The sequence below is a fragment of the Pantoea sp. nfd-35 genome, from assembly GCF_056892255.1.
Genome location: NZ_CP122403.1, coordinates 2,242,108 through 2,263,480 on the forward strand (window position 1 = coordinate 2,242,108; position 21,373 = coordinate 2,263,480).

Here is a 21,373-nt window from a genome sequence, read left to right on the forward strand (position 1 = left end):
GACGATGCCCGCACCGCTCAGGCTTGTTCAGGACAGTACGCATTTCCCCGATTCGGTGGATGTGGTGATTATCGGTGCCGGGATTGCAGGTGCAGCGACCTGTTGGGAGCTGACCAAAAAAGGCTATCGGGTTGCCGTGATCGAAAAGGGCCTTGTCGGCGCAGAGCAGTCCAGCCGTAACTGGGGCTGGTGCCGTCAGCTTAACCGCGACGAGCGGGAAATTCCGCTTATTCTGCACGCCCTGCAACGCTGGCATGCGCTGAGCGACGACATCGGGATGGACGTAGGGTTTCGCGCCAGCGGGCTGGTCTATGCCACGCGAACGGAGAAGGATATTCGCAACTGGGATAACTGGGGCAAGATGGCAAAGCAGTACGGCATTCGCAGTCGAATGCTGAGTGCCGCCGAGGCCAAAACGATGACGCCGGGCAGTACCACAAACTGGCATGGCGGCGTACATTCCCCTGACGACGGTTATGCCGACCCGGCTTTAGCCGCGCCGGGGCTGATGGAAGCCGCGGTGAAAAAGGGCGCGTTTCTGTTTCAGCGCTGTGCGGTTCGCGGGCTGGATATCTCGGCAGGACAGGTCAGTGGGGTGATAACCGAACGCGGCCTGATCAAAACCGCCCGGGTCGTATGCGCCACGGGAGCCTGGACATCGCTGTTTTGCCGCCGCCACGGCATCGATCTGCCCGCCGGTAACGTCATTGGCAGTGCGTTTCGTACCCATCCTGCAGAGCAGCCGCTCACTCTGCCTTTCTATACGGATGCCTTTGCCTGTCGTCCACGCCAGGACGGCGGTTATACCATTGCGCTGTCTGGAACCGGACGGCTGGAGCCGGGGTTCCAGGGCTTACGCTATGCCCGAGAGTTTTTCCCCTTATACAAAGCCCGCCGGTTAAATCTGGAAACCAAAATCCGGCTCTCATCGTTTTTGCAAGGCCCTGAATCCCGGGCAAGCTGGTCTATGGATGGCCTTTCACCCTTCGAGAAACTTCGGGTGCTGGATCCTCAGGTTTCAGACGGCATCGTTGAAAAGGGGCTGGCGGCGATAGGCAGGGAGTTTCCGGCGCTGGCCGGGCTGCGGGTGACTCAGGCCTGGGGCGGCGTGATTGACTGCATGCCGGACGACATTCCGGTCATTTCTGCCGTACCGCAGCTTCCGGGGCTGATCCTGTCTTGCGGCTACAGCGGCCATGGATTTGGTATTGGCCCCGGTGCGGGACGTCTCACGGCGGACCTGGTCACCGGGGATGCGCCGATTGTCGATCCCACCGCGTTCCGCTATTCCCGTTTCCGCGACGGCACAACGCTGAAAAAGCCGGGCATGATGTAAAGAGGTGAAGATGCAACCATTAATACACACGCGCGATATACAGGACACACCGCATCCGGGCCACTATTCGCACTATGCGTTAGCCTCGGGATTGATGTTTATCTCCGGCCTGTTGCCAGTCACGCCAGCCGGAGAAATGCGTAGCACGGCCTCCTTTGCTGAGCAGACATCGCAGGTGTTGGCCAATCTGGAGGCCTGCCTGCAGCAGGAAGGCCTCAATAAGCATCATCTGGTGATGGTGAGGGTTTATCTGGTGGATGTCGGGCTGTGGGCAGAATTCAACAGGCTGTATGCACAATGGCTCGGCGAGTGGAAACCTGCCAGAGCTATCGTGCCGGTGCCGGAACTCCACTACGGCGTGCTGCTGGAGGTTGAAGCAACGGCGGCAACGGGCCGCTAAAACGCCGGACGTGAGCCTGTCCGGCAGTCGTGGTGTGTAAAAAATAAAAACCGTCGCAGGCGCGCCCGCGACGGCAGAGGTCAGGCCGTGCCTTGCGGGGTTTCCGGCTGCACCTGTTCTTTCAGCGCCCGCACCGTCTGGTGGCGATGCCAGTAATAGTTGAGCGTGTATTTAACGTGTTCAATCTCTTTTTTCAGACCGGGCAGGCGGATTTTGCTGCGCTTTTTGCCCTGTGCATTGGGCTGAACATGCTGCACATACACACTGTCTCTGCCGAACTGACGCAGCACGTTAATATTTTTGACGTTATCCCACTCAAGCAAACCGGCTGAATGCGGCTGCACGATGCCTTGCCAGGTAATGATCATCTGCGAACCATCTTTGAGCGTGAAAGGCACATCCGGAAAATACTTTAAGACCAGCGCGGTCTCTTCTTCACCCGTCGGTTGGTAACGCCAGGCCAGGCTCTCTTCATGTTGCGAGGTGAATTCTCGCTCATATTTTTGCCAGAGCCGGTGCTCAATCTGATCGGCGACCGGAATTACATCGACCCAGCTGTCCGCCGGTGATGTCGCGGCGATGACGGCGTAATCCGCCTCTTCCACGGCATAGTTAACGTTGCGCATTCTTTCAGACAGGGGGGGATGAGAATCAAAGGGATGGGGGATATTCTGTTCACGCATCGTGCTGACAAAGTCCGCGGAACTCACGTGTTGCGGCAGGCCAACGGCGATGGCCTGACTGATCCCGGGTGCATTTTCATACAGCGTTTTATTTGCAAAAAGCTTACGCTCAACTTCGTAACGATAGCTGGCATAGGCTGAGATTTTGATTAACGATTCAATAATCGCCGCAGAGGAGACCCGCGCGGCGGCGTTCCGGTCGGCGATAAATTCGCGTTCACGGCTGTTACGCTGCCACGCGAGTTCGAAGAACAGGCGATAAAGATAGAGCGGATAAAAGACAATAAGCGTGGACAGATTCTCGCTCATTAACTGCGTATACATATCGAACCGATGGAGCTTTGGACCCAGCAAGGCACCCGATGCCGTATCGCCTTCGTGCAGGTGTGTCAGTTCATGCACCATCACGCTGTCAGCCTGCGCGGTACTCAGCTGACGCAGCAGGGGAATACTGACATACAGTTTTCGGCCTTGCAGTGGCTGGTCGTTCACGCTCAGCGGTGCTTCTGTCACGAAGAAGTTGGTATCGATACCGGCGATGATGTGATCCGGCGGGATAGTGCCCACGCTGGCCGCCAGCGCGTCAACACGCGCCCAGAGTGCCGGGGCTGCTTCGCGGCTGACCACGTCGCCTTCAATGCTCTCCTCCGGCGGCAGCTTTTTAAAGATGCCTTTGATCATGTAATACATCGCAGCCAACACCAGCAGCGCGACCAGGATCACCAGCTTTGGATAGTATTTTTGCGTGAAAAAGGCGGTGCCCCAGAAAGAAAGCCACACCAACATGGCGCCCTGTACCAGCACCTGCAGCGAGCACGCCAGCATTAAAAAGGGACGCGCCAGGCGGAGGCTGAGTAACTGCCCCCGTCGGCTTTTAAATGCCAGCGCACTGAACAGAAGGATCATCAGCAGAATGACGCCGCTGAAAACCATCGTCCATAGAGCGACTTTGCCGATGAGATAAAATTGCGACAGTTCGGAACCCGGTCCACAGACGGCATTTTTATAGTCAATCAAATTATCGGCGACCGGTCCGCAGACGCTGGAAGGCGGATTGGCTTGCAGAAACTGCATTAATTTACCCAGACTTTGATTCTGCGCACGCGCATTATCGATAAAAATCTGGGTGTATTCCTGATCGAGTTCGTGACTGCCGTAGTGAGCAAAAACCAATGTAATCGCAGGGGTTAAAAACAGCGTGAGCAAAAGCCATAAGAAAACTTTTGCATATCCTTTTTTCAATGCCGTTAATTTATTCACAATAATTCGCTCGCTCATTGTCGGTGGGGGGACAAGCTGTTTATTATCTGGCGATACTGACAGGGCGTTTCCGACATCAGGAAAATGGCGTGAGATCCGTCTCAGCATGCTTCAGCTTTGTGCGTGTCTTATTTGTGCGTATCTTAGAAGAGCAAGATGGATTATATGCCAGCAATTACTTTACGTCTTCTTAACACTCGTGGCGTTCAGCGGCAGACAGCCGATCTGTCAATGCGAGAGGCTCGCGGCGGGGCTCACAGGAAAGCGATCCTGCGGCAGGCTGGCCGCATGCTCATCAGTCACGCGATTTTCGTCTGATAATTTATGATTAAACCTGATTAATGCGGCGCGTTTCGTTTTAGATTTTTTCGCTGGAAGGGCTTACTGACGCTCCATAAAGACCGGCAATTCAGGCACCGGTAACACGGATAAGACTTTCAGGCGCTGTAATGTTCTGACCTGCGCCCGCTCAAGGTGATCGCGCATACAGGCGGCCGCCAGTTCCCAGTTCCTTTTCAGTAAAAATTCATAGACCAGGCTGTGTTCATCCAGCATTGCGCTGTCGACAGGGATGCTGAGCCGCTCGTAGAAGATTCGGGTGACGATAAACGGCGATTGATTTTGCCGTAAAATTTGCATCATCAGCTTATTGCCCGCAGGCTCCAGGCTGCGAATGTGCAGATCTTCTTCCAGCATTTCGAGTTCCGCGGCATTAAGCTGTTTGCCCCGGCAGGTTTGCACGTTATCCAGCCGCGCGTTAAGCCAGGCAACACTTAACCGTTCGCCGGCTTTTCGTAATGCGGCCGGCTCCAGATGCGCCCTGATTTCAAAATGGTCAGCCAGTTCGCGCGCGGTTAACGGGCCTGTCAGCCACTGAGAATAGGGCTCTTTTTCTACCAGCCCCTTGTCGCGCAGGCGCATCAGGCTCTCGCGTATCACCGCGCGGCTGGTGTTATAGTGCTTCGCCGCGCCCGTTTCATCCACCTGGTAGCAGCCGAATACCATCGCGGTAGACAGGATCCCCTGCAGGTTTTCCAGCACTTTTTCACCCGTGCTGCGCGTATCAACCAGCTCGTCGCGCTGTTCAAGGCCGAACAGCTCGCGCGTCAGCGCAATGCGAACCGGCTCAACGTCCTCATTATCGCGCGCAACGATAAATCCCCGACCTTCAAAACGGGCAATCCAGCCTTCATCATGCAGCATGCTTAACGCCCGCCGGACGGGAACACGACTGGTGCCAAACAGCTGCGCCAGCGGACCCTCCAGCAGCACCAGCCCCGCAGGCACGCTATTCTGCTGAAAAACCTTCAGTAAAACCTGGCGAATACTTTCGTAACGCGCAGAGCCTGCATCGTCCATGTCCGTTCCCGTAACCTTGTTTTGCATTGTTTCATCTTCTGCTCTCCGTCCTGCCAGCCACATTAGCATATCTGACAGCACTCCCGGTGCAGGCTATCAACAGCACTGATGTAGTGCACCTTGCCCAATAATGGATCACTTTTAAATTAATACATTTAATGTCTGCGCGCAATTTCATCTGTGACGTGACGAAATACTCGAAAATGCGGCAAATAACCCCTTGATAACTCATCAAATTTAATTATAAGGATCGACATGATCACAATTATGCAACTTAACAGTGCTTTTTATGGCACCGTTATTGCTATCTTCAAATGTACATTGAAACGTAATATACATTTAAAGGTGATGCTGTGCAGGCCGAAAATGTTCGTCAGTTATTCATGGCTGGTCAGATTGATGCGCTGGGAATCAGTGCGCTCTATGCACAACAGCGCCTGTCGCCGCTGGCCTTTACCACAGCCTGTCTAAAAGCGGCTGAAAACGCGCCTTCCGTTTTCATCTCAATGACCGCCGCCCGTGCCCGCGAAGAGGCCGAAGCCTCAACGCTGCGCTGGCAAGCGTGCCGCCCGCTGAGCCCACTGGATGGTATTCCGGTGGCCTGGAAAGATCTGTTCGATATTCAGTCAAGCCAGACCTCCGCCGGGTCGGCTACGCGAAGCAATGTCCCTGTCGCACCACAGGATGCCGCGCTGGTGGCAAAGTGTTCGGCAGCAGGACTGGTGACGCTGGGTAAAACCAACCTGAGTGAATTCGCGTTTTCCGGCCTTGGACTCAATCCCAGTTTTGGTACGCCGGCCATCCGGGGCACCACGTCGCAGCTTTTTGCACCCGGAGGATCGTCCAGCGGCGCGGGACGGGCAATTGCGGAAGGTCTCGCCTGTATCGCCTTTGGCACCGACACCGGCGGCTCAATACGGATTCCTGCCGCATTCAGCGGCACGATTGGCTATCGCGCCAGTCGCCAGCGCTATGTGACAACGGGCGTCTATCCTCTGGCGCACTCGCTGGACACGGTGGGGCCGCTATGCCGAAGCGTACGTGATGCTATTGCCCTGGATGACATTCTGTGCGGCGCGCAAAAAATGCGCTTTCCTGCGCCGCACTTTCGTGTCGACGAGGCCTTACTGGCCGCGTGCCAGCCGGCCGTGCGTGAGAACGCTTGTCGCCGGATAGCCCAGTTGACGGCCGCCGGGTTCAGAATTGATCACGCGCCACTTCAGGCCTTTAACCAGGCACTGGCCTGGATTGCCGATAAGGGCTGGCCGGGTGGACGTGAGGCCTGGCTGCTGCATCGCGAACTGTTAGCCTCGCCTGACGCGGCATTGATGGATGCGCGCGTACGGGAACGCCTGCTTGCCGCCAGCCATCAGGATCCTGCGGTGCTTGAAACGTTTCTGGCACAACGCAAGTCGTGGCAACAGGCACTGGCGGCAGAACTGGACGGGGCGGTGCTGATTACGCCTACCGTTGCCCACACCGCACCGGAACTGGCCCCCTTGATGCAAGACGACGATCTGTTTGCCCAGACCAATCTTGCCACGCTGCGGTTAACCATGCCGGGCAGTCTGCTGGATATGCCGGGAATCGCTTTTCCGACCGGCAAAGACGCAAACGGGCTGTATACCAGCCTGCTTTTTTCCCTTCCTGCTGGCGAGGATCGCCGGCTTCTTCACGCTGCCAGCACGGTCGCAGGCACGTTTACGGCAGACCATTCCGTCTGCGCTTAACTCCTTAGAGGAAAGACTCATGGCTAAAGAAATTTTGTGTGCATTTGGTGTTGATGTGGATGCGGTTGCGGGCTGGCTGGGTTCTTACGGCGGGGAAGACTCGCCGGATGATATCTCACGCGGACTGTTTGCCGGGGAGGTGGGTGCACCGCGCCTGCTGAAAATGTTTGCTGAACACCAGTTGCGTACCACCTGGTTTATTCCCGGTCACTCCATTGAAACCTTTCCTGAGCAGATGAAAGCGGTGGTGGACGCAGGGCATGAAATTGGCGTTCACGGTTACAGCCATGAAAACCCCATCGCCATGACACCCGCGCAGGAAGAAGCCGTACTGGACCGCAGCATTGAGCTGGTCACCCAGCTGTCCGGAAAACGTCCGACAGGCTATGTGGCGCCCTGGTGGGAATTCAGCAACGTGACCAACGAGCTGCTGCTGAAAAAGGGCATCAAATACGATCACAGTCTGATGCACAACGACTTTCATCCTTATTACGTTCGCGTCGGCGACAGCTGGACCAAAATTGATTACAGCCAGCATCCCGACAGCTGGATGAAGCCGCTGACGCGTGGTGAAGAGACCGATTTGGTCGAGATCCCCGCTAACTGGTATCTCGATGACCTGCCGCCAATGATGTTTATCAAAAAATCGCCAAACAGCCACGGCTTTGTGAACCCCCGTCATCTGGAAGAGATCTGGCGCGACCAGTTCGACTGGGTCTACCGCGAAAATGACTACGCGGTGTTTACCATGACCATTCATCCCGACGTTTCAGGTCGTCCGCAGGTGCTGCTGATGCTGGAACGTCTGATCAAGTACATCCAGAGCCACCAGGGTGTGCGATTTGTCACCTTCGACGAAATCGCAGATGACTTCTTAGCGCGCAAACCGCGTTAAGTTTCTTTCCTTTATCTTGCAGAGCGATCACGACATGAGCATCTACAAAAAAAAATCCGTTAACGGCTGGCAGCCACAGCGGTTAACCATCAGGGATGTGAAATTCGCCACATGGATTGCCTTCTTCGCCTGGATTTTTGCCGTTTACGACTTCATTCTTTTCGGCACGTTACTGCCGGAAATCGGCGGCCATTTTGGCTGGAGTGAAGTTGAGCAGTCGGAGATTGCTACCTGGGTCGCTTTCGGCGGGGCGGTCATCGCCCTGGCCATTGGGCCACTGGTCGACCGGCTGGGGCGTCGCATGGGCATCGTGATTACGGTGGGTGGCGCGGCGCTGTGCTCGCTGCTGACCGCAATTGGCGGCCTGTGGGGCAAGGGCGCGTTAACCGCTATTCGCTCCGTCGCTGGCCTGGGCTATGCAGAGCAGACGGTAAACGCCACCTATTTATCTGAGCTTTATACCGCACTCGACGATCCTAAACTCAACAAGCGCAAGGGCTTCGTTTACAGCCTGGTGCAGGGCGGATGGCCGGTGGGTGCGCTGGTCGCATCAGCCCTGACCGCGATTCTGCTGCCGATCATTGGCTGGCAGGGGAGCTTTATTTTCGCCGCGTTCCCCTCGCTGGTCATTGCGCTGCTGGCGCTCAGACTCAAAGAAACGCCACAGTTTGAAGTGCAGAAAAAAATCAAAACGCTGCGCGAGCAGGGCAAAGACAAGGATGCCCGTCAGGTGGCTGCCGACTATCTGGTGCCGTATGAAGATCAGCCTAAATCGGGTTTTGCTTCGGCGTTTCGTGGCACCGCCCTGCGTTCGACCTTAGTGCTCGGCATTGCCATTCTGCTGAACTGGTTCGCAATCCAGATCTTTAGCGTGCTGGGCACGACGGTCATCACCAAAACCCACGATGTGTCGTTCAATAACTCGCTGCTGATCCTGATTCTGTCGAATCTGGTGGGTTACTGCGGTTACCTGGCGCACGGCTGGCTCGGCGATCGGATTGGCCGCCGCAACACCATTGCCGGAGGCTGGATGCTGGGCGGTATTGCCTTTGCCGCCATGCTGTTCTGTCCGGACAACTTTGCCATCATCGTTGCGCTGTACAGCGTCGGTCTGTTCTTCCTGATCGGACCCTATGCCGCTGCCCTGTTTTTTATCAGTGAAAGCTTTCCTACCGCAATCCGCGCGACGGCGGGTGCCCTCATCATGGCGATGGGACCGGTCGGTGCCATCGTAGCCGGTATTGGTACTACCTCGGTGCTGAGCCAGGGCGGCCACTGGCAGGAAGCCGCTCTCTGGTTCGGTGCCGTACCCTGTTTTGTCTCCGGCATCATTATTCTGTTTGCACGACCGGCGGCGCAACTGGATACCCAGGTCAGCGCCACCTCGACCCAGCCTCAGGCTTAAGGACAGCATATGCAGAATGAAAACGGAACGCCGGTCGCCGCTATCAGCGGTGCCGCCAGCGGCATTGGTCTGGCGCTGGCCACGCTGTATGCGCAGCGTGGCGTGCGGGTGATTGCGGGTTATTACCCGCAGGATCCGCACGATCCGGCGCTGGCGTCAGCACAGATTGAAGCTACGGGCGGAGAGGCACTCTGGCTGCCGCTCAACGTTGGCTCCACCGCCTCCGTCGATGCATTTATCGCCCAAGGCGTTCAGCACTTTGGTCGGCTTGACTACGTGGTGGCTAACGCCGGCATTCTGCGCCGCGCAGGCATTGATGAGATGAGCGATTCGCGCTGGGATGAGATGCTGAATGTCGATCTGACGGGCGTGATGCGGCTGTTCCGCGCTGCCGCCGCGCATCTGCATTCCGGGGCCAGCCTGGTTGCCGTGTCATCGATTGCAGGCGGGGTTTATGGCTGGCAGGACCATGCTCATTACGCGGCGGCGAAAGCCGCCGTACCGGGCATTTGCCGGTCGCTGGCGGTGGAGCTGGCACCGCGCGGCGTCCGCTGTAACGCCATTATTCCCGGCCTGATCGAAACGCCGCAGTCGCTGGATAAACACAACTCGCTTGGCCCGGAAGGGCTGGCGAAAGCGGCGCACGCGATTCCCCTTGGGCGAGTCGGCCGGGCGGACGAGGTGGCAAAAACAATCGCGTTTCTCACCAGCGAAGAAAGCAGTTATCTCACCGGGCAAAGCCTGATTGTCGACGGCGGGCTGACCGTCCGCTGGCCTGATTAAGGAGAGAGTATGCAGTTAGCAAGCAAACGCTGCGTTGTCAGCGGGGCGGCCAGCGGAATCGGGGCCGCCATCGCTACGCTGTTCGCCCGTGAGGGCGCACACCTGATACTGACCGACCGGAACAGTGAGCATCTGGAGGCCATGGTGACACGCTGTCGCGCCTTAGGTGTGCCCTGTTTTGGCGTGGTAGCGGATGTCGGGGAGGTCGACGGGGCCACGTCGGGCGTGGATGCCTGCCTGGAACGGTTCGATGGGATTGATATTCTGGTTAACAATGCCGGTATGCTCACGCAGGCCCGCTGCACGGATATCACGCTGACCATGTGGGAGCAGATGATGGCGGTGGATTTACGCAGCGTCTTTCTCGCCACCCAACGTGCGCTGCCTTCCATGCTGGCGCAGCGCTGGGGAAGGGTGATCAATATCGCCTCGCAACTGGGAATAAAGGGCGGCGCAGAACTGAGCCATTATGCCGCCGCCAAATCGGGTGTGATTGGTTTTACCAAGTCTCTGGCGCTGGAAGTCTCTGCCGATAACGTGCTGGTGAACGCGATCGCGCCGGGGCCAATTGAAACCCCGCTGATCGATGGCATCAATCAGGCGTGGAAAACCGCCAAGGCCGCTGAGCTACCGCTGGGGCGTTTCGGCCGGGCAGACGAGGTGGCACCGGTTGCGCTGCTGTTGGCCAGTGAGCCGGGCGGCAACTTGTTTGTCGGTCAGACGCTGGGGCCGAATTCTGGCGATGTAATGCCCTAAGGAGCACGCGATGTGTGGAATGTGCGGATTGCTGGATAATGGGCCGCAGTGGAGCGATGCGCTGGAAAACAATCTGCCCCAGCGTCAGCTACGCCTGCAGCAGCTGGCGCTGCTTAACCGGGCGCTTAAGCCCTGGCGACTGAGCTTAACCGAGTTTCACACCAGTTGGGTGCTGTCCAGTCCCACGGGGCAGCAGGTCATGGTGAGCTCGCTGGACCTGCTGTGGAAAGAAGCCGAGAAGATGACCCGACGCACTCTCGATCCGCTGGATGAGACCTGGCTGGCGGCGCTTTGATGGCGAGTAACGGAGAGTCCGCGATGCGAAATGAAAAACTGCCGCTGCATATCCTGAGCGGCTTTCTCGGTAGTGGTAAAACCACGTTGCTGAAGGGCTGGCTGACGCACCAGAATCTTAACGATGTTGCGCTGCTGGTGAATGAGTTTGGTGAAGTCGGGATTGATCACCATCTGTTAAATGAAGTGGCACCGGATACGGTGCTGTTACCCAGCGGCTGCGTATGCTGCCAGATTCGAGGTGAACTGAAAACGGCGCTGCTGGACCTCTACGAACGCCGTACGCGCGGCGAGCTACCACCGTTTAGTCAGGTGATACTCGAAACCACCGGGCTGGCCGATCCTGCGCCCATTCTGTCAACCTTGCTGCACGATCCGCAGCTTAAACACCATTTCAGTCAGGGCACGCTGGTGACGCTGGTCGATGCAGAGCACGCCCGTTTACAGTCGGCCCATCAGCCCGAATGGTTAGCCCAGGTGAGCGCGGCTGACAAACTGCTGCTCAGCAAATGCGATCGGATCGATCCCGACGGTTTGCTCGCCCTCCAGACATGGCTTGGCGGTTTAACCCCCCTAGCGGAGCTGAGCGATACGCAACATGCGCTGGCCGAACCCGGGCAGTTATTCGCGCTTCGCCTCGCCAAAGGAACGCACGCACAGCGGTTTCGCTGGCTTGGTGCCGTGGGCGATGCCCGCTACAATCTGACTCCCGGACAAAAAACGCATCATCACCCTTTAACCCAGACCTGCGTGATCACTCTGGAAGACGAACTGAACTGGCCCGCGTTTGCTATCTGGCTGTCAATGCTGTTACATAGCCATGGGCAATCGGTCTTGAGAATGAAGGGCATTCTGCGTTTTAGCGGCACCAGTGCGCCGGTGGTGATTCACGGCGTTCAGCATACCTTGCATCCGCCCGTACATATGAACGACTGGCCGGGGGATTTAGACACTTCCAAACTGGTTTTTATTCTGCGCGGACTCGACGCAGAGCGGCTGAAACAGGGATTTAACCGCTTCCAGCAGGCGTTAAAGGACAGGTAAAACGATGAATTCTGCAGCGAAGGTCAACGATCAACTCACTTTACGCGTGCTCGGGACCTCCGTCACGTTGCTCGAAATGCTACGCGTCAGCGCCGAGAAAGATCTGGGCATTCGCATTGAATATTTGCTGCACAGTGTGGAAGATGCGCAGCGCATTGCCGTCATGCAGCCTGAGAGCTATGACCTTTACGATCAGTGGTTTCACAATATTGATTTTGTCTGGCCCGCGCAGGCCATTCAGCCGCTGGAGATTAAACGACTTAAATACTGGGACGAGATCACCCCGCTGGCTAAAACCGGCAGGCTGCGTCCAGATCTGCCGCTCGCTGACGGCAGCGTGCCCTCTGAACGGCTTTATGTGCAGCGCGACAGGCATCTGGGCAGCCATGCCAGCGATCACATCAGCATGTTGCCGCTGACGCACAACGTTGACAGCTTTGCCTATCACGCCGACAGGCTCCCGACCGCGTTACAGCAGCAGGAGGAAAGCTGGGGATGGCTGTTGCATCCTTCACTAACGGGCCAGGTTGCCTTACAGGAAGATGCGGCAATGGGCGGCATCGATGCGGCGCTTGCCATGCAGGGCGCAGGTCTGGCGAGCTTTGCCAACACGGGCAATCTTACGCTCGAAGAGATCGACCTGCTGACGCAGCAACTGGCGCGCCTCAATCGTAACGGGCATTTTGCGGCATTCTGGGCCTCCCAGGATGAAGCCTGCGACCTCATTGCCAATCAGCAGGTGGAAGTGCAGAGCCTGTGGGCGCCCATCTATTTCCGTCATCACTTTCATCAACGTGGCTATAAAATGGCACGCCCGCGTGAAGGTTACCGCGCCTGGTACGGCGGCATGTCGCTTTCGCGCTGCGCGACCGGCAGAATCAAAGACGCTGCCTACGACTATTTAAACTGGTGGCAGTCCGGCTGGCCTGGCGCAGTGATGGCGCGGCAGGGTTACTATATCTCCAACGCGGAACGCAGCCGGGCGCATCTGTCAGCTGCAGAGTGGGATTTCTGGTACGGCGGCCAGCCTGCGAGAGAGGTGCTACTGGATGCCTGGGGCGCACCGCTGATTCCCCAGGGTGAAGTGCGCGACGGTGGTAGCTACGACGCGCGCATGAGCCATATTGCCGTCTGGAACGCCGTGATGGATGAGCATAACTACCTGACGCGCCGCTGGCAGGATTTTTTGCGGGCCAGTTGAAGGACGATCGACTCTTTTAACTGCGCCTGGCTAAAACAGAAGGAAGAAGGCATGCGTACGCGCCGCTCGGCCCGACTACTGATCCTCAATGCTTCGCATAACCTGTTGTTGTTTCGTTTTGTGCATACACAGGATGCACTCGCAGGCCATGCTTACTGGGCAACGCCGGGCGGCGGCGTAGAGGAGGGCGAATCCTTCGAGCAGGCGGCGCTCAGAGAACTTTATGAAGAAACGGGTATTCGCCGAAACGATCCTGGCCCGTCCCGAAGAGAGCGATGCTTTGTCATGACGCTGCCCTCGGGCGAACGCGTTCAGGCACATGAGCGTTTTTTTATCATTAATGTCTCGGGAGACGAGATTGATACCTTGGGTTGGAGTGAAAACGAAAAGTCGGTTATTGCCAGCTATTACTGGTGGTCGATTAGTGCACTTAATGCCACAACCGAAACGGTATATCCAGACAATCTCGTAGAAATGTTGACCAGCATGGATTCAGATTCATCTGGGAAGTAGAAAAAATAAATGCTGGAAAAAACTGACTAAGCCAGAAGAAGGTCGGTTAACCTGTTTATAGCGATACGATCATGCAATTATCCAGCCCATAAATAAGACATATCGACGATAATTGAAAATATAAATACATCATCTAATGATGTATTTATTAATTTCACAGGCTAAGCATATAGGATGCTGAAATTACTTTTTATTGATCATAGCGCTAACCCACACAGACATCATCAGGAAAACATCCCTTATTCGCTCTAAGTTTAAGAACATGCTGAAAGGGGGGATGCATCAGAGAATGGGCGCGCTTCTATATTCCATAACCAGTTATGTTAAATCAGAGCTCATGGTGTGCGCATTATTTTGCATCACTGCACGATATGTTCGATGCTGATTCTCTTTATAGGTTGTCATTGAGGTGAAAGTGAACTTAGTTAAAATCGACCACGTCCACATTTATGTGCATGACCTGGATAAGGCCGAGCGCTGGTATAACGACGTACTGGGGTTTTCACGCGATGAGTCGTTGCTGTTCTGGTTTAAGCAAGGTGGCCCTCTGGTTTTAAAAAATAACGCTGCAGCGATTTCGCTGTTTTTAAGAACACATCAGCCGCCCGGCAATACCGTGGCATTCAGTCTTGAAGCCACGAGTTTTTGTCCGTTACTGCACATTCTGGCAGCGCAATCCATACCTTTTATAGTCAGCGATCATCAGGTGTCGATGTCCGTTTATTTTTCCGATCCTGATGGAAATCAGATTGAACTGACGTCTTATCAGTACTCAGAAGCGAAGGAAAACCTGGCGATGTCTCAGGAGAGACTGCGGGAGGGTTAAATTGGACGGTAACAACGTCAGATCATAAGCCATTAGTTCTCATTCATGACAAAGAAGAAAAGGGCAGCGCGGTTATTTAAGGGATATCGTTATGGTGTAAACAGGTGAAAGTATCCGTTGTAAGGTTGTCATTGCAGGTGAACTGACATGTTCCTGAATAATCATACCTATAAACAGACCTCAATTGGCAATCGTATAAATTTCGCCTTGATCGATTATGCTGAATTCTGTGGAAAATTTGGCAACCTGGTGCACTAACTTTCATTTGGCAGCGTCAGTTTGGTTTGCAGGTAATCATGCAGCCTTATAAAAAAATTAAGATGCGACATGCCGGGACTCTGTGCATCTTCCATAAACACGCTTTCTCTATGCTAAGTGAATCTCGACAGAGCAGAGATGCTGATGCGCATTTCGAACCATGAACATGCGTCGCAAAAGTTCATCATCATTTAATCTCACTGAGTAAAGAGGAAAGTCGCAAAACGACAAAGCAGTTTTTTCGATTGTGGCCTGATGACGAAATGAATGAGATGTAGGTCATCAGGCAAACTTAAAGCCAGGGCGTAAAGAGACAGTAATGGCTTGGTATGCGAAAAAGACGGGCTAAACGGCCATATCAAAGTCTACCTGCAAAAGTGCGCATAATGTATATTATGTTAAATAAGACATCCCGCCGCGTACCCGGTTACGAACCGGGACCTCACCTTCGTCCCCTCTGGACCTGAAGCCCGTTAATCACCGGGCGCGCTACGTGAAAACTGGCGCACAGAACCCCTGCGGGTTATGCAGAATTCACGTAGCGTTGCCTGTCAGGATCTGACAATTGCCCACTTTTAGCTGCACGGCAGCGTCATCACACTCCGTTGTTTACGCGTCATGCGCTTTGATCGTTCAGGCTGTTCTCGCTCGTACTTATCAGCAAGCAATCATAACAACGCGAAGAATAATCATCCGCATGGCAAACTGCCGCTGCACAGATTTCAGCGCTGCGTTTTCAGCACTACAGCAGCACGTTTTCCAGTTACGCTTAAGCCAGCAAATCGCTTTGCGCTCTTCGCGTCAACTTGTTCGGTTCAACGTCACCTGCGCGCCGTATTCACGCGTCAGCCGGCGCGACTGGTAATAAACGGATTTCCAGTATGGGTTATCCAGTGACGAACGAATCACGCCTTTGCTGGCCGAGGCATGAATAAACTGATGGTCTGTGTCATAGAAGCCGACATGCATACCACCACCGATACGGAAAAACACCAAATCGCCCGGCTGTAAATGTTCCGGTGCTACGCGTACGCCCATATGCAGCAGATCGGCGGTAGTCACGCGGTCCATCGGCAGATTAAAGCGGTCATGCAAAGTACGCCAGACGTAACCAGAGCAGTCCACGCCCGACAGCTGCGTGCCGCCCCATTGGTATGGCGTATCATGCCAGGTGTGCATTTGGTCGTGAAGTGCAGCAACAATGGGAATTAAATCAGGATTTTGAGCTGAATCCGATGCGGAAACGTCCTCTGGAGCTTCGGGACGAGGATGATGGCTGCAGCCGGAAATCAGCAATATAAGGCCGGAAAGTAAAAAGAAAGATGTTCTACGCTTCATCGAGTGATCCGCACAGTAAAGATAAAGAGTCAGCAAAGTTAAGGTCTTTTATAACCTATTCAGAATCTTATAGAAACAACAGTAGTCTGGTTTACTGAAACTTACAATAGCAGGCTGCTTAGATTTTACTCATACTTTGATAGTTACATTTCCTCACATTCCGTTGCAGTTGTTCTTTGATTATTTACCTACCATACCCGCTGTTTATCTGAATACACATAATTAAAATAATAGACTCCAGGCCATAATATTTATAATCATCTAATAAGCGACTCTGCGACCTTAATAAATTCCTTTTTTTAATTATTTAAACCAAGTACACCCAGTTTTCCGGCAAGTTCGAGCCTGCTGTAACGCCAGTCAGTCAGAGCCTGGATCTGCTGCTTCTCTGCATCAGCAAGAGATTTCTGGGCATTGAGCAATTCAATGATATTACCCACGCCATTCTCATAGCGATATTCTGCTACTGAATAGGACTTTCTGGTGTTATCGAAGAGGCTTTCAGTTAATGGTAAATTATTTGTGTTAGCTTTAAGAGACTGAAAACTTTTCCATACATCAAGTTCAACGTTATGTCTTACTTCGGAGACAGCCCCCTGCTTCTGCTCAGCCTGAGCAAGACCTTCCTGGATTTTATATTCCCGAGTGAATCCCTCAAACAAAGGGACCGAGACCTGAATGCCTATGTATCTGTCATTGTGAGAGGAGTCAAGATAGGGTTGGCCTATTCCTGCGCTGACTTTCTGATTATCGCGGCTGGCTTTCCCTATGAGACTTAAAGTGGGCATTCCCTCAGCCCTCGTTTGATCGACCTCAGCTTCTGCTGCCTGTAACTGAGCCTGAGCCGCAAGCAGCGCCGGATGTATTTTAATTGCCTCATCGATTAATGCTGAAACTGATTCCTTAAATCTAAAATCAGGTTTTAGACCTTCCTGGACATTTGCCAGATTTATGTAACTGTCTGGGCGTAACCCCATATCGATAGCAATAGCACCTAAATCATTCTCAAGCGTATTTTCTGCTTTCTCTTTCTCAGTTTTAGCCTGCAGCCAGGCCGTTCTTGCTTGTAATTCATCACCGACTGAAGCAGCACCATGCCCTTCTTTAGTTACAACCACCTCTACGCTCTTTGAGGCTATTCTTTCCATATCAGCCGCAGCAGCCAGGTTTCCAGCAGCAGCCTGTGCTGCATAATAATCTTTGGCGGTGGCTATCATCACAGACTGCAGAGTTTCCATATGACTGGCTTCAGCAGCAACGAGAAGAGCTTTCGCTTTGTGCAGAGCTGCTGAGCGGGCTCCAAAATCATAGAGCACCCAGTTTAAACTAAAGTCTGCAGAATAATTTGGCGATGAATTGACTGAGCCAAACTCCGGGTGCCCGGCAACATTTGTTTCAGAACGTTCGCTGATTTCTCTTCCGGACAAGGAGAAAGTTGGCAGGTATGCACCTTTAGCTGTGCCGACAGCGGCGCTTTCTGCCTTTATTTCAGCCCAGCTTTGTGCCGTTTTGGGGTTATAACATAAACTGCGCTCCAGTGCATCATTCAAAGCCAGTGGGCTTGGCAATGGACCAAACTCGCATATTGAGTTTCCATATACCGGTGCGGCCTGTGAGGAAGGAACATCAGCTTCAGTGTCAAATATATCAGAAGCATGATTTTTCACTGTATACAGGCCTGAGAGTATTAAGGCCATCACAGGCAATATTTTATTATCTTTCATGCAGACTCTCATTACTCATTCTGATAAGCGGGTCGAAAAAGTATTGCCAGACATTTCTTTTTCCAGTTTTAATCTCAGCGGACACGGTCATGCCCGGCGTCAGTTTAATCCATCTACCTCCTGCCTCAATGCCACTTTTATCAAGGTGTACCCTGGCAGTAAAATTCAAGCCATGATTACGGTCCTGAACGGCGTCATTTGATACTGAAATTACATTCCCTTTGATATAGCCATAGTACGTGTAGGGAAAAGCATCAATTTTAACTGTGGCATTCTGCCCCTCTTTTATAAAACCAATGTCTTTATTCGCTATGTTAACTTCAACTTCCATCGCATCATCAGGTACGATTTCCATCACTTTCTGAGCACTGGTGACCACACCGCCTATCGTATGAACACTGAGTTGCTGAACTGTTCCACTTACAGGCGACACGAGATTGAGCAATTGCTTGCGTGTTTTAGCCTTAACTTCATCTTCGACGCTTTGTTTTAATTTTTGCTCAGCCTGTTCCAGAGCATCGAGCTGTTCCCGTCGGAATTGTGAACCTACTGAGGCTTTTTCTGCAATCTGCGCATCAATAGCAGCTTTGAGTTCATTAGCGTGACTGCGTTTGGCCGTAAGGTCATGCTCCTGCCCCAGCGCCGTCTGCTCTTTGTCAAGGTAGTCATTTCTTGCGACATAATGATCTTTGGCAAGCAGCTTATAACTGTTCGCCTGCTCTCTTGCCAACGGTGCCGTAGATTTTAAGCGTTCAATGTCCTGTAAAGTCGTGGCCAGTTCATCACGATGCTGTGTAAGCTCAGCATCCGCACGGTTAAGCTTATCTTTGTACTCCATGAAAATACCGTCAGCAAAACGGCTCGTGGCGTTAACATCGGCTTGTGAGAGTCCATCACTGACTTTCATCTCAGGGACATGACCAGAGATTTGCGCATCCAGTAAAGCTTTTGCCCTGATTATCGCCAGCATGGACTCCGCTCTTGACGCCTCGGTTTTAGTTAAATCGGCTTCTGCCTGTGTGGAATCCAGAACCATCAAAACGTTACCAGCATTTACACGTTGCCCGTCATCAACGTAAATATGGCGCACCACCCCCGTGATGGCAGGCTGAATTTCTTTTACTCTTGCATCCGGAATAACTTTACCCTTAGCCACAACGACAATATCTAACCTGCCAAAAAGCGAGATGCTGATAAGAACAAGTGTCAAAATAACGATGATCCTCATCGTCCAGTAGGGTGCCGGGTGAACAGGTGCTTCTGCCAGTTCTATATTTGCCGGCAAAAATGCAAGCTCATAAGACTGTCTTTCATAAGCGTTCAGTTGCTTACGCATTTTCCAGTTGGCAAGGAATACATCCTTGTAACGACGCAGCAACTCAGTTAAAGCTATTATCTTCAACATTGAATGTTCCTTTTAAGCATGCTGAAGGGAAACCAAGTGACTGTACAGACCGTTTTCTTCAATTAGTTGAGAATGGTTGCCCTGCTCTACTATCAGGCCTTTCTCCATAACTAAAATGGTGTCAGAATTTCTTACTGCAGTCAGTCGGTGAGCGATGATAATAACTGTTCGGCCCTGACATATGGCCTGCATGTTTTTGTGAATCACCCGTTCTGTTTCAAAATCGAGAGCGCTCGTTGCCTCATCGAAGATGAGAATTCGTGGGTTCGTAATCAACGCGCGTGCAATAGCAATACGCTGACGCTGGCCTCCTGACAGCCCACTTCCGTGTTCTCCGATTCGTGTGTCATAACCCTCAGACATTTCACTGATAAAATCATGAGCGCCAGCAAGTTTGGCGGCGTTTATAACTGATTCTAAAGATATGCCAGGATCAGCCAGCGCTATATTTTCACGAATTGATCTACCAAAAAGTATGTTTTCCTGAAGGACCACTCCAATTTGTCTGCGTAACCATGAGGGGTCAGCCAGGGCTACGTCGGTTCCATCGATCCAGACACGGCCAGATTCGGGAAGATAGAGACGCTGAATTAATTTAGTGAGCGTACTTTTTCCTGATCCTGAACGTCCGACAACGCCAATAACTTTTCCTGGCTCAATATCAAAAGAGATATTATTCAGAACTGCAGGTGCTTCAGGTTTATATCTGAACCTTACATTCTCAAAACGAATGGCACCCTTCAGAGAGGGCTGAGAATTCCGGCCTTGTAAGTTTTCTGTACGGGTATTGAGAATATCACCTAACCGTTGCATCGAAATGCCTACCTGCTGAAAATCCTGCCATAGCTGTGCCAGGCGCAGAATCGGCGCAGAGACGCGTTGAGACATCATATTGAAAGCTATCAGAGCGCCTACGGATAGTGCGCCCGATATGACCAGTTTCGCTCCTAAGAAAAGGGTTAAAATAGTAACTATTTTCCCAACAAACTGAACTAACTGCTGCCCAATATTTCCTAAATTACTGACACGAAATGATGCAGCAACATAACCAGCCAGTAAATTATCCCACTGACGAATAAACAAAGGCTCAACTGCAGATGATTTGACAGTTTCTATTGCGGAAACGGTTTCAACTAAAAATGACTGGTTATCAGCCCCACGCGCGTATTTTTCATTAAGACGTCGTCTGAAAGCCGGGATGATAACTGTTGTAATAATGACATAGACAGGTAAAGACAGCAGCACAATGAGTGTAAGCTTTATGCTGTAAAGGCACATCACGGCGACAAAAACCACCGAAAATATGCTGTCTATTATCGCTGTAAGGGCCTGACCGGTCAGGAAATTGCGGATATTCTCAAGCTCTTTTACGCGTGCGACAGTGTCACCAACCCGGCGCGTTGCGTAATACCCGACAGGTAACGCAAGTATATGTCGGAAAATACGCGAACCCAGTTCAACATCCATGCGGTTAGTGGTATGTGAGAAAACATAATTCCGCAGGCCAGTCAGTAAAACTTCAGCGATACCGCTGACCAACAGCCCTATACAGACCACATTAAGCGTTGAGAGAGCATTATTTACCAGCACTTTATCCATTACAACCTGGAACATAAGTGGTGATACAAGACCAAAGAGTTGTATGAGCGCAGAAACAAAAAAGACTTCTAATAAAATTTTCCTGTACTTGACTATCGCAGGCATAAACCACGTAAAATCGAATTTCGCCAGTTCACCCGTTAAAGATGCTCTGGAAGCAAACAGAAGAAAATCGCCATTGCAGCGCTGCCAGAGCACTTCTGAAAGGATGACTGTAGGTTTTCCAGCATCAGGCTCCAAAACCAATACCCTGTCCCCATCGCATGCCGTAACAATAAAATGGCGACCAAGCCGATCCAGAGCCAGTGCAGGAAAAGGTGTTTTAGCTAAACGTTCAGGCCGCACGGTAACTTTACGGGATTTAAGCCCCATTGTTCGCGCGGCAAGAATGAGGTCACCATCGGTAAGCTGTTTTTTACCTGAACCTGATAAATGTCTGATTTGTTGTGAATCAGCAGCGATTTTATGATACCTGGCTATTAAAACTAAAGCTTCGACACCCGAATCTTGTTCTACTTCTTTTTCCGTATAATGGTTTTCATTCATTTTTTTATTTGAGCTATA

Annotated in this window: 18 protein-coding genes; 12 read left to right on the forward strand and 6 right to left on the reverse strand. The window is 52.7% G+C overall.

Annotated features, from left to right (window positions below):
• Nucleotides 1-4: 4 nt before the first annotated feature.
• Both P9J57_RS10470 and P9J57_RS10475 read left to right on the forward strand, forming a co-directional pair.
• The gene (locus P9J57_RS10470; protein WP_110286762.1) at nucleotides 5-1,336 is read left to right on the forward strand and encodes an NAD(P)/FAD-dependent oxidoreductase; all 1,332 of its coding nucleotides are present in this window, start codon (nucleotides 5-7) and stop codon (nucleotides 1,334-1,336) included.
• 10 nt (nucleotides 1,337-1,346) lie between these two features.
• Entirely contained in the window at nucleotides 1,347-1,736 is a 390-nt protein-coding gene (locus P9J57_RS10475) for a RidA family protein (protein ID WP_110286761.1), read from the forward strand.
• A gap of 80 nt (nucleotides 1,737-1,816) precedes the next feature.
• Here P9J57_RS10475 and P9J57_RS10480 read toward each other — a convergent pair whose 3' ends face one another.
• Both P9J57_RS10480 and P9J57_RS10485 read right to left on the reverse strand, forming a co-directional pair.
• Entirely contained in the window at nucleotides 1,817-3,697 is a 1,881-nt protein-coding gene (locus P9J57_RS10480) for a M48 family metallopeptidase (RefSeq protein WP_029568787.1), read from the reverse strand.
• Nucleotides 3,698-4,060: 363 nt separating this feature from the next.
• Complete coding sequence (locus P9J57_RS10485) at nucleotides 4,061-5,107, reverse strand: GntR family transcriptional regulator (protein ID WP_019105199.1); 1,047 nt, start codon at nucleotides 5,105-5,107, stop codon at nucleotides 4,061-4,063.
• 284 nt (nucleotides 5,108-5,391) lie between these two features.
• On the opposite strand from P9J57_RS10485, the gene P9J57_RS10490 reads away from it, so the two are divergent.
• The 10 genes from P9J57_RS10490 to P9J57_RS10535 all read left to right on the forward strand — a co-directional run bounded on the left by P9J57_RS10490 (nucleotide 5,392) and on the right by P9J57_RS10535 (nucleotide 14,485).
• Nucleotides 5,392-6,768 carry an amidase family protein gene (locus tag P9J57_RS10490; protein ID WP_483279188.1) on the forward strand — a complete coding sequence of 459 codons (1,377 nt, stop codon included), beginning with the start codon at nucleotides 5,392-5,394 and terminating at the stop codon, nucleotides 6,766-6,768.
• A 19-nt stretch (nucleotides 6,769-6,787) separates the two neighbouring features.
• The gene (locus P9J57_RS10495) at nucleotides 6,788-7,663 is read left to right on the forward strand and encodes a polysaccharide deacetylase family protein (protein ID WP_013025811.1); all 876 of its coding nucleotides are present in this window, start codon (nucleotides 6,788-6,790) and stop codon (nucleotides 7,661-7,663) included.
• Nucleotides 7,664-7,697: 34 nt separating this feature from the next.
• On the forward strand, nucleotides 7,698-9,068 hold the full coding sequence (locus P9J57_RS10500; RefSeq protein WP_483279189.1) for an MFS transporter: 1,371 nt from the start codon (nucleotides 7,698-7,700) through the stop codon (nucleotides 9,066-9,068).
• Between the two features lie 9 nt (nucleotides 9,069-9,077).
• The gene (locus P9J57_RS10505) at nucleotides 9,078-9,851 is read left to right on the forward strand and encodes an SDR family NAD(P)-dependent oxidoreductase (protein WP_078828683.1); all 774 of its coding nucleotides are present in this window, start codon (nucleotides 9,078-9,080) and stop codon (nucleotides 9,849-9,851) included.
• A 9-nt stretch (nucleotides 9,852-9,860) separates the two neighbouring features.
• Nucleotides 9,861-10,607, forward strand: a complete 747-nt coding sequence (locus P9J57_RS10510; RefSeq protein WP_483279190.1) for an SDR family NAD(P)-dependent oxidoreductase — start codon at nucleotides 9,861-9,863, stop codon at nucleotides 10,605-10,607.
• A 10-nt stretch (nucleotides 10,608-10,617) separates the two neighbouring features.
• Nucleotides 10,618-10,902, forward strand: coding sequence for a hypothetical protein (locus P9J57_RS10515; RefSeq protein WP_014605818.1), 285 nt, complete (start codon nucleotides 10,618-10,620; stop codon nucleotides 10,900-10,902).
• A gap of 23 nt (nucleotides 10,903-10,925) precedes the next feature.
• Nucleotides 10,926-11,945: a CobW family GTP-binding protein gene (locus P9J57_RS10520; protein ID WP_483279191.1), complete on the forward strand. Its 1,020-nt coding sequence runs from the start codon at nucleotides 10,926-10,928 to the stop codon at nucleotides 11,943-11,945.
• Between the two features lie 4 nt (nucleotides 11,946-11,949).
• Nucleotides 11,950-13,146, forward strand: coding sequence for an ABC transporter substrate-binding protein (locus P9J57_RS10525; protein ID WP_483279192.1), 1,197 nt, complete (start codon nucleotides 11,950-11,952; stop codon nucleotides 13,144-13,146).
• 51 nt (nucleotides 13,147-13,197) lie between these two features.
• Nucleotides 13,198-13,659, forward strand: a complete 462-nt coding sequence (locus P9J57_RS10530) for an NUDIX hydrolase (RefSeq protein ID WP_014593739.1) — start codon at nucleotides 13,198-13,200, stop codon at nucleotides 13,657-13,659.
• A 415-nt stretch (nucleotides 13,660-14,074) separates the two neighbouring features.
• On the forward strand, nucleotides 14,075-14,485 hold the full coding sequence (locus tag P9J57_RS10535) for a VOC family protein (RefSeq protein ID WP_019105202.1): 411 nt from the start codon (nucleotides 14,075-14,077) through the stop codon (nucleotides 14,483-14,485).
• 1,059 nt (nucleotides 14,486-15,544) lie between these two features.
• On the opposite strand, the gene P9J57_RS10540 is transcribed toward P9J57_RS10535, so the two are convergent.
• The 4 genes from P9J57_RS10540 to P9J57_RS10555 all read right to left on the reverse strand — a co-directional run bounded on the left by P9J57_RS10540 (nucleotide 15,545) and on the right by P9J57_RS10555 (nucleotide 21,355).
• A complete protein-coding gene (locus P9J57_RS10540) occupies nucleotides 15,545-16,081 on the reverse strand; it encodes a C40 family peptidase (protein ID WP_014593738.1) in 537 nt (178 codons plus the stop codon).
• A 299-nt stretch (nucleotides 16,082-16,380) separates the two neighbouring features.
• On the reverse strand, nucleotides 16,381-17,805 hold the full coding sequence (locus tag P9J57_RS10545; RefSeq protein WP_483279193.1) for a TolC family protein: 1,425 nt from the start codon (nucleotides 17,803-17,805) through the stop codon (nucleotides 16,381-16,383).
• Entirely contained in the window at nucleotides 17,795-19,210 is a 1,416-nt protein-coding gene (locus P9J57_RS10550; protein ID WP_014593736.1) for an HlyD family type I secretion periplasmic adaptor subunit, read from the reverse strand. The genes P9J57_RS10545 and P9J57_RS10550 overlap by 11 nt, the downstream gene beginning before the upstream one ends.
• Nucleotides 19,211-19,222: 12 nt before the next feature.
• The gene (locus P9J57_RS10555) at nucleotides 19,223-21,355 is read right to left on the reverse strand and encodes a type I secretion system permease/ATPase (protein WP_050442526.1); all 2,133 of its coding nucleotides are present in this window, start codon (nucleotides 21,353-21,355) and stop codon (nucleotides 19,223-19,225) included.
• Nucleotides 21,356-21,373: the final 18 nt, after the last annotated feature.